13 protein-coding genes are annotated in these 13,252 nt (G+C 64.4%); 6 read left to right on the top strand and 7 right to left on the bottom strand.

Annotated features, from left to right (window positions below):
• Positions 1–2 precede the first annotated feature (2 nt).
• The 7 genes from RE429_RS22195 to RE429_RS22165 form a co-directional block, all read right to left on the bottom strand.
• On the bottom strand, positions 3–992 hold the full coding sequence (locus tag RE429_RS22195) for an NAD-dependent epimerase/dehydratase family protein (RefSeq protein WP_414475494.1): 990 nt from the start codon (positions 990–992) through the stop codon (positions 3–5).
• Positions 989–1,894: an alpha/beta fold hydrolase gene (locus tag RE429_RS22190; RefSeq protein WP_414475493.1), complete on the bottom strand. Its 906-nt coding sequence runs from the start codon at positions 1,892–1,894 to the stop codon at positions 989–991. The genes RE429_RS22195 and RE429_RS22190 overlap by 4 nt, the downstream gene beginning before the upstream one ends.
• On the bottom strand, positions 1,895–2,704 hold the full coding sequence (locus RE429_RS22185; RefSeq protein WP_414475492.1) for a sugar phosphate isomerase/epimerase family protein: 810 nt from the start codon (positions 2,702–2,704) through the stop codon (positions 1,895–1,897). It abuts the gene before it with no gap.
• 16 nt (positions 2,705–2,720) lie between these two features.
• Positions 2,721–3,977, bottom strand: a complete 1,257-nt coding sequence (locus RE429_RS22180; protein ID WP_414475491.1) for a TRAP transporter large permease — start codon at positions 3,975–3,977, stop codon at positions 2,721–2,723.
• 9 nt (positions 3,978–3,986) lie between these two features.
• Complete coding sequence (locus RE429_RS22175) at positions 3,987–4,514, bottom strand: TRAP transporter small permease (RefSeq protein ID WP_414475490.1); 528 nt, start codon at positions 4,512–4,514, stop codon at positions 3,987–3,989.
• 15 nt (positions 4,515–4,529) lie between these two features.
• Complete coding sequence (locus RE429_RS22170) at positions 4,530–5,516, bottom strand: TRAP transporter substrate-binding protein (protein WP_414475489.1); 987 nt, start codon at positions 5,514–5,516, stop codon at positions 4,530–4,532.
• A 79-nt stretch (positions 5,517–5,595) separates the two neighbouring features.
• On the bottom strand, positions 5,596–6,597 hold the full coding sequence (locus RE429_RS22165) for an asparaginase (protein WP_414475488.1): 1,002 nt from the start codon (positions 6,595–6,597) through the stop codon (positions 5,596–5,598).
• Between the two features lie 412 nt (positions 6,598–7,009).
• Here RE429_RS22165 and RE429_RS22160 point away from each other — a divergent pair, with 412 nt between their 5' ends.
• From RE429_RS22160 to RE429_RS22135, 6 genes are all read left to right on the top strand, one after another.
• Complete coding sequence (locus RE429_RS22160; RefSeq protein ID WP_414475487.1) at positions 7,010–7,675, top strand: GntR family transcriptional regulator; 666 nt, start codon at positions 7,010–7,012, stop codon at positions 7,673–7,675.
• A 369-nt stretch (positions 7,676–8,044) separates the two neighbouring features.
• Positions 8,045–9,052 carry a LacI family DNA-binding transcriptional regulator gene (locus RE429_RS22155; protein ID WP_414475486.1) on the top strand — a complete coding sequence of 336 codons (1,008 nt, stop codon included), beginning with the start codon at positions 8,045–8,047 and terminating at the stop codon, positions 9,050–9,052.
• A 67-nt stretch (positions 9,053–9,119) separates the two neighbouring features.
• The gene (locus RE429_RS22150) at positions 9,120–10,403 is read left to right on the top strand and encodes an extracellular solute-binding protein (RefSeq protein ID WP_414475485.1); all 1,284 of its coding nucleotides are present in this window, start codon (positions 9,120–9,122) and stop codon (positions 10,401–10,403) included.
• 65 nt (positions 10,404–10,468) lie between these two features.
• The gene (locus RE429_RS22145; RefSeq protein ID WP_414475484.1) at positions 10,469–11,320 is read left to right on the top strand and encodes a carbohydrate ABC transporter permease; all 852 of its coding nucleotides are present in this window, start codon (positions 10,469–10,471) and stop codon (positions 11,318–11,320) included.
• The gene (locus tag RE429_RS22140; RefSeq protein ID WP_414475483.1) at positions 11,317–12,177 is read left to right on the top strand and encodes a carbohydrate ABC transporter permease; all 861 of its coding nucleotides are present in this window, start codon (positions 11,317–11,319) and stop codon (positions 12,175–12,177) included. Before RE429_RS22145 ends, RE429_RS22140 begins: the two co-directional genes overlap by 4 nt.
• Before the next feature lie 11 nt (positions 12,178–12,188).
• Positions 12,189–13,250, top strand: coding sequence for an ABC transporter ATP-binding protein (locus tag RE429_RS22135; RefSeq protein ID WP_414475482.1), 1,062 nt, complete (start codon positions 12,189–12,191; stop codon positions 13,248–13,250).
• The last annotated feature ends 2 nt before the right edge of the window (positions 13,251–13,252 follow it).

The raw sequence follows: 13,252 nt of genomic DNA, 5'->3' as shown, positions 1-13,252 counted from the left end.
CATTATTGCGCTCCAATGCGATTCATGTCCCGGCGCCACGCCAGGTAGTCGGCAAATGCTTCCGCCTCCCGATATCGCACTTCGTATCCAAGGTCCGCCTGGAGCCTCTTGATCGAGAACGGCGGCCGCGGGACCGGAGCCTGCCTGCCGACGTTCGCTTCGTCCGGGCGATCGACGACCTCGTAAGAAAAGAATGGGTAGATGTGCCGCAGCCGTTCGCACCACGTGATTGCGGACCAACGCTGACCGCTGCCAACGTGATAAAGCGGCTGCGGAACGGAAGGAGCATTCAGAAGGCGGATGACCGCGTCGGCCACGTCGCACGCGTAGACCCAGTCGGCGGGAAGCGTCCTGCCGAAGGCGGCATGCCCACCCGCCTCTGCAAGCTGCATGAGCACCAGGGGGATGCTCAACGTATCGCGAACGCTGGTGTCGTATTCCCAGCGCCCGAAGACCACGCCGAGCCTCGCGACGACGACATCCAGGCCGCGCGTCGCGCGGTAACGAAGGGCTGCCCGCTCCGCCGCGTATTTCGTGATCCCGTAAAGGGAATCCGGGACCGGAACATCGGCGTCCTCGTCCAGCGAGCCTTCCTGTTTCACACTCGCCCCGTAGACCGAGCCGCTCCCGAGCTGCACAACCCGCTCTGCGCCGCACTGCAACGCCGCTTCCAGAACTCCGATGGTTCCACCGAAATTGACAGCCGCGATCAGGGAGGCCTGCTGGGCTTCCCGGCCGAGGGCCGCCGTGATGGCGGCGCCGTGAACGACGCGCCGCACCCGGTGTTCCCGCATCGTCTCCACCAAGGCGTCCCTGTCCCGCACGTCGCCGATCTTCACCGCCATGCGGCCGGGAAGGGCCCCCAGCCGGTCCATGGCCCAGGCCGGCGGAGCCTGCAGGCCATACGAGACCACCGATGCGCCCGCCGTGAGCAATTGCTCGGCGATGTTCAGGCCGAGGAAGCCGGCCCCGCCCGTGATGAGAACCGTCATTGGCGCACGGCGTCCGCATGGGCCGACATGCCGGTGATGCTGTCGCCCGAATTCCGCGCCTGCCGAACCGGCCAGCGCCCGCTCTCCGCCTGCACCAGGAAATCCCCGACCACGCGGTTGAACGCGTCCGCGGCCTCCAGGTTGATCGTGTGCCCGCAATTCGGGATCACGCTCAGGGCCGCCGATGGAATCGTGGCTTTCAGCATGAGGCCGGGGGCAAGGCAGGGATAATCCTCATCGCCATTGAGGATGAGGGTCGGGACCGTTAGGGTCCGAAGCTCCTCCGGGAGCGAATACAGGCTCGGCCTCTCACGCTGCACGCCGAGCTGCGTGTTGGCCGAGCCGAGAGCCGAATGCTCGGCAAGTTGACGGCGGAATTCCTCGAAGCCGCGCGGGTCGCCGTTCTTGAACGGCAATCTCGTCGGGCCCACCGCATATCTGTCCGCGAAGGCTTCCATGCCATGCTCGAGCAGGAAAGCGGCCGCCACTTCCGATTCATGCCGGAAAAGCGCCTGCCGCTCCGGCTCCGCGCCATACCCGACGCCTGCGACGCACAGGGAACGCGCGCGGCCGGGATGCCGCAGGCCGAGATGGAGGGCAGCGAAGCCGCCCATCGAGAGCCCCACGATATGCGCGCGATCGATGCCGGCATGATCCATGACCGTAAGAATGTCGGCGACCGCGCGCTGCTGGGAATACGAGGCCGCATCCGGAGGCACCGCGGACGGCGGGTATCCGCGGGCGTTGAAGGCCACGCAGCGATACCACTTGCCGAAATGCCGCATCTGGTACTCCCAGCTGCGCATGTCTCCCGCGAACTCGTGCACGAACACGATGGGTGTGCCGCCGCCCGTCTCTTCGTAATAGAGATCGACGCCGTCGTCTGTCCTGGCGATCGTCATTCATTCCTCCAAAAGCGTGCTGAGTAATGTGGAGCTGTCCGAAAGGAGATCGTCCAGGCGACGTCCGGGCAGCTGGTCGGCGAATAGTTCGAGTTCAATGGGAACGGTGGGAAAAGCTCTCCTCACGGCGCGGACATGGCTGACCCACGGGACAAAGCCTTCGCCGAGAGGAACACGGCGCGGTACGCTTTCCCCATCGGGGATGGCCACGTCGCAGATTTGGAAGAGGCCGATGGGAACGCTGTCGCCGCTGAGCAGCCGCTCGAGGTCAGGATCCCACCAGAGGTGATACAGATCCGCATTCAGCATGAGATCGGGAACGCGGTCGAACAGGATCTCCATCTGCCCGATCGTATTGAAGCAGCTTTTGGTGCGAACGTTGAGAAAGTGCAAGGGCTCCACCACCAGCTGAACGCCGGCCCTCCGCGCCTCGCGGGCGAAAGCCGCCAGCCCACTCGCCGCCGCTTCGCGGGCGTCCGGAAGATCGAGCGCCGTACTGCCGCCGACAATGATGTTCAGCGCGCTCCCCGCACAGCCTGCCGCCTGCTCCAGGAGCCAGGCATTGCGCCGCTCCTGTTCCCGCGCAGCGTCGCCCTCCTGCAGGAAGAACCCTGCGGTATTGATGGACGAGACGCGCAGCCCACGCGCCTTGAGCATGGCAAGCAGCGCGGGCGGAGGCTGCGCCCGCAGGGCCGACTCCGTCAGGCCGACGGCCTCGAACCCGGAGTTCCGGGCTTTGTCGAGAAATTCCTGGAGGCTCATGCCTCCAGGACTCACGTAATGGTTCACCGAAAACGGAACGCGCGCCATGTCGGGGCTCCCGCGCTCACAGGAGCCTGAACAGGGACTCGACGCCCGGAACGAAGGCGAGGGCGGCAATGAAGAGGAGAAGGATCGCCACGAACGGCAGGCAGCCCCGGAACACCGTCATGACGGGCATGCCGGAAATCGCGCTGATGGTGAACAGGTTCAGCCCGATCGGCGGGGTGATGACCGCAATCTCCATGTTGAGAACCACAAGGACCGCGAAGAAGATGGCATTGATCTCGAAGCTTCCAAGCAGCGGCATTAAGATCGGCATGCAGATGAGGATGATGGAGATCACCTCGAGGAACATGCCGATGATCAGGAAGAAGATCATCACGCAGGCGACGAACGCGGTTCTGGACAGGCCCATTCCGGTGATGAGCTCGAACATGGCGTTCGGGATCCGCTCGTTCGTCACCACATAGCCGAACAGCTGCGCGCCCGCGAGGATCATCATGATCACCGACGCGATCGTTGCCGATCCCGACAGCAGCGGAAGCAGTTCCTTGCCGCGATAGCCGTACATCACCGCCAGGAACATCGCATAGACCGCGCTGACCGCGGCAGCCTCCGTTGGCGTGAAAAAGCCGCCGTAGATGCCGCCCAGAACGATCACCGGCGAGAGCAGGACGCCCGCAGAATCCTTGAAAGCCGTCGCAAGCTCGTCTCGCGTGGCGCGCGGCCTGGGCGCAACGCCGGAACACGCGCCATACACATAGGCGACGACGCCGAGAATAAAGGTCAGCACCACGCCGACGATTGCGCCGGCGGCAAACAGCTTGCCGATGGAGGTCTCTGTGACCATCCCGTAAACGACGAGCGGCACGGATGGCGGGATGAGGATGCCGAGGCCGCCAGCCGTGGCAATCAGACCGGCGCTCACTCTCGGATTGTAGCCGCGCTCCTTCAGCTCCGGCAACAGTACCGTTCCGATGGCCGCGGCTGTCGCCACCGAGCTGCCGCAGATCGACGAGAAGAGCGCCGTCGCGATCACGGCGATGACCGGCATGCCGCCGCGCGTGTGCCGCATCAACGTGTCGATGAGCGCGATCAGGCGCATGGTGGCGCCGCTCCGGCTCATGATCTCCGCCGCGAGGATGAAGAAGGGAATCGCCATCAGGCTGGACGAGCTCAGAGAGCTGAAGAGCTGCGAGGCGAGGGCTGCCGGCGCTGCGTCCTGCGACAGGAGGTAGATCAGGCCGCCGGCGCCGAGAGCGAACGCCACGGGCATGCCGCTGAAGAGCGCGGCCAGGAAGGAGGAGAAGATCGCTGCCACGGGAATGCCTCAGATGGAGTGATTATCTGCAAGAACGGCAGGCGCGATGCCTTCAGCCGGAGTGGTGAGAAGCGATACGAGCCTTTGAGCGAGCCGCACCGTCAGCAGGAACCCGCCGATAGGAACGATGAGGTGAGGAATCCAGAGGGGCAGATGGAGCATCGTCATCGTGACCTCGCCGAGAATCCAGCTTTCCTCCACCAGCGCCAGGCCCGACCAGGTCAGATAGGCAGTGAACAGAATGGAAAACGCCGTGCCGATCGCATCGACGTACTTTGCCAGGGAGGGAGGGATGATCGTAAAGATCACGTCGATTCGGACATGGATGTTCTTTTTCACCGCCATGGAGGCGGTGAAAAAGACGCTCCAGATAACCGCGTAAGCGGCAATTTCGTCGGAGCCGACCATGGAGTACGACAGGAGATGGCGGCTCAGGATCTCGCCGACTACCAAGAGAACCGACAGGCTCAGGAACAAGCCGCCGATAAACAGCTCGACCTGATCCCACGCTCGTCCCAATGCACGAAGCACTCGCATGGTCGCTCTCCGTTCTTACTTCTTGCTTTGAACGCGCTTGATCAACTCGCGCACTTCCGCCGGCTGCCTCTCGTAGATCGGCGTCATCAACGTGCGCCACTCGGCCAGCTCCTCGGCGCTCAGGTCGGCCAGGGTCACGCCGTTATCCACCAGCAGCTTCTCGGATGCGGCGATGTTGTCGACGGATTGGTCATAATTCCATTTCTCGGCATCTTTCATCGCACGCTGCAGCGCGTCCTTGTGCTCGGGGCTGAGCTTGTCCCAGCGGTTCTTGTTGATTGCAACGCCGTAGCCGCCGACGAACATGGTCATGCGGGTTGCGCCCTTGACGACCTCGTACCAGCGCGACGGAGCCGCGAAGGTCACGGCCGAGATCACGCCCTCGATCATGCCTTGCTGGAGCCCGAGATACACGTCCGGCGCCGGCACTGAGACCGGAATGCCTCCCGCGGCCCGCACGCCCTCTTCCAGGGGAGCGGACGGGAAGAGACGGATCTTGCGGCCCTTCAGATCTTCGGGCTTCGTGGGCGGCTTGTCCTTGAGGTAGACGTAGCCGGGGCCATCATGCCAGATGCCCATTCCCTTGAGGCCCACCTTGTCGAGAGTGCCGAGAAGCTCGCGGCCGAGATCTCCTGCCAGCGTATCCATGCCTTCCTTGGCCGAGTTGAACAGCAACGGCTGATAGAAGACGTCCCACGCAGCGTTGAAGGGAGTATAGTAGCTCGTCTGCGGAGCGATGATGTCCACCTGGCCGCGGATCACGGCTCGGACCTCGTCCTTCGTCGGGATCAGGGAGGCGCTGGGGAACACTTCCACGCGAAGCGTGCCGTTGCTGTATTCCTTCACCTTCTCGGCGAAGTAGAGGGCGGTGCGTCCCTTGATCTGTGTCTCGGGCGCTTCGTGCGACAACTTCAGCACGACGGACTCTTGCGCTCGCGCTGCCCCGGCGGCGACCAAGCCGAAGGCCAGTGCGGCGAGAAAGGACGATCGGGTGGGTTTCATGTTTGCTCTCCGGCTTTCTTACTCTGGAAGGATGGGGTGCATGCCCGTGAACACGTCGGGGCACAAATCTGAAGGAGGATCAGTAGGTGGCGAAGATGCGTTCCAGCTCACTCCTTTCGTTGGAAACGGTCAACGCAAGCGCCAGCAGGATGCGCGCCTTCTGCGGATTGAGATTGTCTGCGGAAATCATCCCCATTTCCTGCAGCCTTCGGTCCAGCATCGCGCGCCCGGAACCGGCGCGCGTGGACAGGACAATGGCCACATTCTCGTCGAGCGCACGGGTGCATGCCTGCAGCTGGGCGGGGGACAGGCGCCCTCCGGGGAAGGCTGCGACGACGATTCCCTTTGCGCCTAATGCGACGAGCGCGTCGACGACCGCACCATCCTCGCCGACATAGGAATAAACGATGTCCACGCGCGGGAGCGCCGTCAGATCGCGGAGATCGAACTCGGTGTCGGGCGCTCCTTTCCGCAGGGGGCGGCGGTAAAGATTGACGCCATCGTTATCGACCTGGCCGAGAATTCCGAAGTCCGGCGTGCGGAAGGTATGCAGGCGGCTCGTCGAGAACTTGGTGACTTCCCGGGCGGCTTGAATCTCGTCGTTCAGGCACACGAGCACGCCCATGTCCCTCGCTTGCGGACTGCATGCGACCCGCACGGCGTTGACGAAATTGCCCGCCGCGTCCGAGGACAATGCATTCAGCGGCCGTTGCGAACCGACGAACACGACAGGAAGCGGCGTCTTCAGCGTCAGCTGAAGCATGTAGGCCGTTTCCTCCATGGTGGCCGTGCCGTGCAGAATGACGACGCCCGCAACATCCGGGCGATCCAAGGCAAGTCTGTCGACCGTGAGCGCCAGCTCTCTCCAATCGTCAAAGCCGAGCGCGGTCGAGGAAACCGCGCGGAAGCGCAGCGGGATGAGTTCGGCGAATTCGGCTGCCTCGGGAATGGTCCGGATCAGCTCGTCCACATGGAGGGTCGTGCCGCTGACCATATAATCCACAAAGTCCAGCGATCCTTGCGAACTGATTGTGCTGATCGTGCCTCCGGTCCCGATCACGGCGACCCTCGGTTTGCTCATGAGCATCAGGAGCACCTCACGTCGGCCGTGGCATTGCGGACGTGATCCCGGGAGGGCTGCCGGTCTCTGCAGCAGGGGCCGTCCCAACGCCGTGGCCCCTGCCGGCGGCGGGGCCCGGTGCCCGTAGAGGGCAACCCGGACAGATCCTGGCGGCTGTCCGAGCGCGCTCCCGCGCTCTTGCAGGACGTTCGGCCAGGAAAGGGAGGGTAGCGCAATAAATGGTACATGAGGCGATGGGTCTGCCGCTTTCGAAGTGGTAGATTACGGAGCGTCATGTTAACGGTCGCCCCTAAAGTGTCAACAATTGGAACGTAAACTGTCGACACATGCGACTAAAGTGTGAGCACATCGTGCGGAAATGTTAAGCTTTATGGGCCCAATGAGGACACAGACCACAGACCCGGAGAATCGCGTGAGCGAAACGCTCTCTATGCAGATTGCAGAGCAGCTGAAGCAGCTGATCTATTCAGGTGAGTTCCAGCCTGGGGATCGCCTGAACGAGGCAGCGTTGGCACTGCGGATGAACACCAGCCGCGGGCCGATCCGCGAGGCCATTCGGATCCTGTCCGGCTTCGGCCTGGTCACAGCGGTGCCGCGCCGGGGGGTATTCGTGCGCCAGATGTCCGTGAGGGAAATGGTCGAAGTTTCCGACCTGCGGGCGCTGGTGTTCGGGTTTGCCGCCGGACTTGCTGCGGAACAGCGTACCGACAAGGATTGCGCCCGGCTCGAGGAGATCGTCGACGGGATGGATCGCGCCGCCGAGGCCGGAGACAAGGACCTTTATTACAGGCTCAATCTCGAGTTCCACCACGTGGTCGTCAGCCTCGCGCGCAGCGAGCGCGCCGAACGCCTCTATCATGACTTCGTGAAGGAGTTGCATCTCTTCCGTCGCCGGGACTTCGACAACACCGGCAACATGCGCAAGTCCAATGCCGAGCACCGGCTGATCTACGACGCCATCGTCGCTGGCAATAAGGCCGATGCCGTGAAGCATGCTGAACAGCATATCTTCGCAGGCTGCCAGCGAATGCTCCGCACGATGGGGACACCCTACGCAGGCCATGGGATGCAGCGTTAACGGAAACTCCCTTTCATGCCTCGCAAGGCCCGAGGTCATGATGCCCATGGGATCGCCAGGGTTCGCGTCCTCGCGGGAGCCTTCGGCTCCGAGCGCATGGAGAGCCTCCCGGTAGTCGTTCACCCGAACGGCGAAGGGGATGTCATTGATATCCATCCCTTTGGTGCCCCGGAACGTTGCCTGCCGATCTCCGACAACCGCATGCAGTTCCTGGCGATCGCGGATCCCGAATCACGACATCGGGAACAGGCCGGAATTCTCAGCTCCGCTCTCGACCTCTGTCGACCCGAGAGGGTGGGGTTCGATCCGCCAACTTGACTTTCCAAATCGTTTTGGGAATCAATCTTCAACCTACGGGAGATCGTCCCTTTGTCGAACCTGAAGCTTCTCGCGCAATCGCTCGGCCTGTCGACCACGACAGTTTCGAGGGCTCTCGACGGCTACTCCGACGTAGCCCTGGCCACCCGCGAACGCGTTCAGGCGGCTGCCCTGGCCATGAATTACCGGCCGAATCCGGCCGCCCGCAGCCTGCGGCGGCGCAAGGCCGAAGCGGTGGCCGTGACCCTGCCCACGGAACCGGGCCGGTTCGGGCCTCCGCTCTTCCTGAACATGCTGGCGGCCTGCGGGCAGCGTCTTGCCGAGGAGGGCCTGGACCTGATGCTGCTACCGACCGCCGGCCGGGCGGGAGAGATGGACACCTACCGGCGGCTTCTGGACGGCAGGCGCGCCGATGCGGTGATCGTGGTGCGCACGAGGCTCAAGGATGAGCGCGTCGCCTTCCTGAAGGAACGCGGCATCCCTTTCGTGACCCATGGAAGGACCGCCCGTTCGGAGGAGCACGCCTTCATCGACGGCGACGGCGAGGCCGGGTTCAGGGAAGCCGCACGGAAGCTCGCGTCATTGGGTCATCAGCGCATCGCCCATATCGCCGCGCCGCAGGACCTGACCTTCGCTCACCTTCGCCGCAAGGGCTGGCTCGCGGCGCTCGAACACATCGGCTCCCCAGAGGCGCCCGAATACACGGCGCAACCCACGGAAGCCGGCGGCTATGAGGCCGCGCAATGGCTCCTCCAGCAGAGCGCGCCTCCCACGGCGCTGCTGTGCGCGACCGACAGCATGGCGATCGGCGCCCTGAGCGCGCTCAAGGAGCACGGCCTTGCCGCCGGGCGCGATATCGCGGTGATCGGCCACGACAATCTGCCCACCGCGGCTTTCACCGACCCGCCTCTGTCGAGCATGGAAATCGCCGCTCCCGATGTGGGCCGGCAATTGGCCGAGATGCTGATCGCCCGGCTCGGCGGACGCGACGCCCGCGAGCTGCAAACCATTCTGCCGGTTCGGCAGGTTCCGAGGGCCACCCACGGACCGGCATACTGAGTCTGAAGCCCTCGATCTTCCGGCCCCGGATCGAGAAGCACCAAGAAGGGACCGATGGAGGAAGGAAATGAAGCATCCGGTATCGCTTCGCGCCATCGCCGCCGCGGCAGCCCTTTTCGGAGGGCTCACGGTCGCTCAGGCGCAGGAAACGATCTTTTACTCGACGCAGCTTCGTCCCATCGAGGAAGCGACGAAAGTCCGTGAAGTCCTGCTGAAAGGCATTCCGGGCAAGACCACCTATGTCGTGGATGAGCCGCCCGCCTTCGCGGTCCGCATGAAGGCGGAGACACAGGCCGGCAAGCGCACGGCGAGCGTCGTCGGCGCGCTGCACGGCGAATTGCAGCCGCACGTCCCGGCCGATCTCCAGCCCGTCGACGACGTCGCCGCGAAGCTGGCCGACCGTGGCATTCCGGCGAGCCTGATGGATCTCGGCAAGCTCGGCACGGCCCAGCAGCAATACATCCCGTGGATGCAGGCCACCTACGTGATGGTCGCCAACAAGCAGGCGCTGCAATACCTGCCGCCCGGCGCGAATGTGAACACGCTCACTTATGCGCAGCTTCAGCAATGGGGCAAGAACATCGTCGACAAGACGGGCCAGCGCCGCCTTGGCCTCCCGGCCGGTCCGACAGGGCTCCTGCCCCGGTTCTTCCAGGGCTATTTCTATCCCTCCTTCACCGGCGGCGTGATCACGACCTTCAAGTCGTCCGATGCGGAAGCCGGATGGAACGCGCTGAAGGACCTGTGGGCAGTGTCGAATCCCAACTCGACCAACTACAACTTCATGCAGGAGCCGCTGCTCTCCGGCGAGGTGTGGATCGCGTGGGATCACATCGCCCGCGTGAAGGAAGCGCTCACCCTGCAGCCCGATCAGTTCGTCGCCTTCCCGGCCCCGGCCGGCCCGAAGGGGCGCGGCTACATGCCGGTGATCGCCGGCCTCGCCATCCCGAAGGATACGCCGAACCGCGCGGGCGCCGTGGCGGTGATCGAGCACCTGACCAAGCCTGAGACACAGCTGGCGACGGCCGCCGAAGTCGGCTTCTTCCCGGTCGTGAAGGCGGAACTGCCGGCGGATCTCGCGCCCGGCATCAAGGCGCTCGCCGGCGCGGTGGCCGCGACGCAGAACGCCAAGGACGCGCTCGTGTCGCTCCTGCCCGTGGGCCTCGGCGCCAAGGGCGGTGAGTTCAACAAGGTCTACATGGACAGCTTCCAGCGCATCGTGCTGCGCAACGAGCCGGTCAAGGACGTGCTCGAAGACCAGGCGAAGGTTCTCGACGCGCTCATGAAGGAAACCGGCGCGCCCTGCTGGGCTCCGGACAAGCCGAGCCAGGGCGCCTGCCCGGTCCAGTAACCTGATGCTAGAGCCCGGCGAAGACGACGTCGCCGGGCTCATCCCCTCGCGAGTGGAGCGGCTTCATGCCTGCGCGCACATCCTGGATTCCCTATGCGCTGATCGCGCCATCGGTCGTCTTCTTAGGCGCGCTGTTTCTCGTGCCGCTCATCCAGACGATCTGGCTGTCGTTTTCCGCAGGCGAAGGCCTGTCGCTCGATAACTACCAGCGCATGGCCGGCGACCTGAATTTCGCGCTCGCCGTCAAGAACACGTTCCTGCTTACCCTCGTGGTCGTGCCGCTCCAGGTCGTTCTGGCGCTCGGCATGGCCACCATGGTGACGAAACTCGACAAGGGCCGCGATCTGGTCCTGTGGGTGCTCACCATTCCCCTCGGAATCTCGGACCTCGCAGCCGGTCTCGCCTGGCTCGCCCTGCTCCAGAACACGGGCTATCTGAACTCCGCGCTTTACGCTCTCGGCCTCATCCAGGGTCCAACCGGATGGCTCTCGCAGGAAACGCCCGTCGCCCTGTTCTTCGCCATCGTGCTCGCGGAACTCTGGCGCGCCACCGCCATCGTCCTGGTGATCCTGATCGCGGGCCTGCAGCTCATCCCGAAGGAATTCGCGGAAGCAGCCGAGATCTTCGGGGCCAAGCCCTGGACGCGCTTCACCAGGATCACCCTGCCGCTTCTGAAGCCCAGCCTGCAATCGGCCCTGATCCTGCGCACGGTTCTCGCCTTCGAGGTCTTCGCCGTCGTCTATGCGCTCGGCGGCCGCAACTTCCCCGTTCTCGCCGGCGAGGCCTATGTCTGGCAGAACGACAACCAGAATTACGGCGTCGCCGCCGCCTACGCGGTGCTCATCATGGCAATCTCTCTCGCCGCAACGGCCCTTTACCTGCGCGTGCTGAGAACGCGTCCGGAGCAGCTCCCATGACGACCAGCGCCGCAGAACTCGAACCTGCCTCCGTGAGCCGCGGCATCGCTCTTCCCTCGGCGCGGCGCCTGCTCCTCTGGGCAGGTCTTGCGGTGCTGATCGCCTGGGTGCTGGTGCCGATCTATCTCGTGGCGCTCGGCGCCTTCGGCGGCAGGCTGGGCGTGTTCCGCTGGCCGAAATCGATCTGGCCTTCGGACCTGTCCTTCGCGGCCATGAGCCAGTTCCTCGCCATCGAGGGCGTGTTCAACGCCCTCGTCAATTCGCTGATCGCCGCCGGGCTGACCGTGGTATTCTCCATCGCGCTCGGCGCTCCCGCCGGCTATGCGCTGGCGCGCTATACCTTCCGCGGGCAAAATGCTTATCGCCTGCTCGTTCTCCTCACCCGCGCCTTCCCGCTCGCGATCCTGGCGCTGCCGCTCACCGTCTCGTTCATCCGCCTCGGCCTCTACGACACGCCCTTCGGCGTGTCGCTGATCCATACGGTGCTGGCGCTGCCCTTCGCGGCCCTCGTGACGCAGAGCCTTTTCATGGGCATTCCCCGCGAATACGAGGAGGCGGCCTGGGTGTTCGGCTGCACGCGCTTCCAGGCCTTCATGAAGGTGGTCCTGCCACTGGCCCTGCCGGGCCTCGCCGCAACCGCGATCTTCGCCTTCGTGATCTCGTGGAACGAGGTGTTCGCCGCCTCGATCCTCACCGTGCGTGAGCGGACGCTCACCGCCTATCTGCTCCGGATCCTGGCCGAGAGCCCTCTTCATTACCGCTTCGCCGGCGGCTTCATCCTCATCATCCCCTCCGTGCTCTTCATCTTCGCCGTGAGACGATACCTCTTCGCGGTGTGGGGCATTGCCAGCAAGTAACGGATCACCTCATGGCTGACATCGTCATCGACCGGGTCGTCAAGGAATTCGGCTCCTTCCGGGCCCTGCAGGAAGTCTCGCTTACCGTCAACGACGGCGAGTTCGTGGCCCTCCTCGGCCCCTCGGGCTGCGGCAAGACCACGCTCCTGCGCATCATCGCCGGCCTTGAGGCGCAAACCTCCGGGCGCGTGGTCATCGGCGGACAGGACGTGAGCGATCTCGCTCCTCGCAAACGCGGGCTGGCGATGGTGTTCCAGAACTACGCCGTCTTCCCGCACATGACGGTATTCGAGAACGTCGCCTTTGGCCTGCGCATGCAGAAGGCCTCGCAAGCGGACGTGAAGCGCAAGGTCGAACGCGCAGCCGCCCTGCTCCACATCGAAGCCCATCTCGACCGCTATCCGGCGAAACTCTCGGGTGGTCAGCGTCAGCGCGTGGCGGTGGCCCGTGCGCTGGCTGTCGAGCCGGCGGTGCTGCTCATGGACGAGCCGCTCTCCAATCTCGACGCGCTGCTGCGGCTCGAGATGCGCACGGAGCTGAAGGCGGTTCTGCGCGAAGCCGGGACCACGACGATCTATGTGACGCACGACCAGACCGAGGCCATGGGCCTCGCCGACCGCATTGCCGTGATGCATGGCGGCAAGATCGACCAGATCGGCTCGCCGCTCGAAATCTACGCCACGCCCGCTACCCGCTTCGTCGGCGGCTTCATCGGCTCGCCACCCATGAACTTCATCAGAGTCCAGTGCAGCCACGGCATCGCGAAGATCGGAGATGCCACGCTGCCCTGCCCGTCGACGGCGCAGAACCTGGAGCTTGGCTTGCGCGGCGAGGATGCGAGCCTGAGCCCCAGCGGCTCGGGCATCCCCTTCGACGTGCGCGTCGTGGAGCCGATGGGCTCGCACCTGCTCCTCACGGGCTCCATCGACGGCCAGCTCGCCCGCATCGTCGCGCCGCCGACCGCAAAGGTGAATACAGGCGAGCGCGTCGGTTTGACCGTCGATCCTGCGCGCGTGACATGGATCGACAACACCACCGGACGTGCCCTTGCCCGGGCCCGGATTGCGAATTGAAG

It is taken from the genome of Microvirga sp. M2, from assembly GCF_047497095.1.
In the GTDB taxonomy this organism is placed as follows: domain Bacteria; phylum Pseudomonadota; class Alphaproteobacteria; order Rhizobiales; family Beijerinckiaceae; genus Microvirga.
Note: the sequence above shows the minus strand (reverse complement) of the source record. Positions and strands in the feature narration are given on the sequence as shown.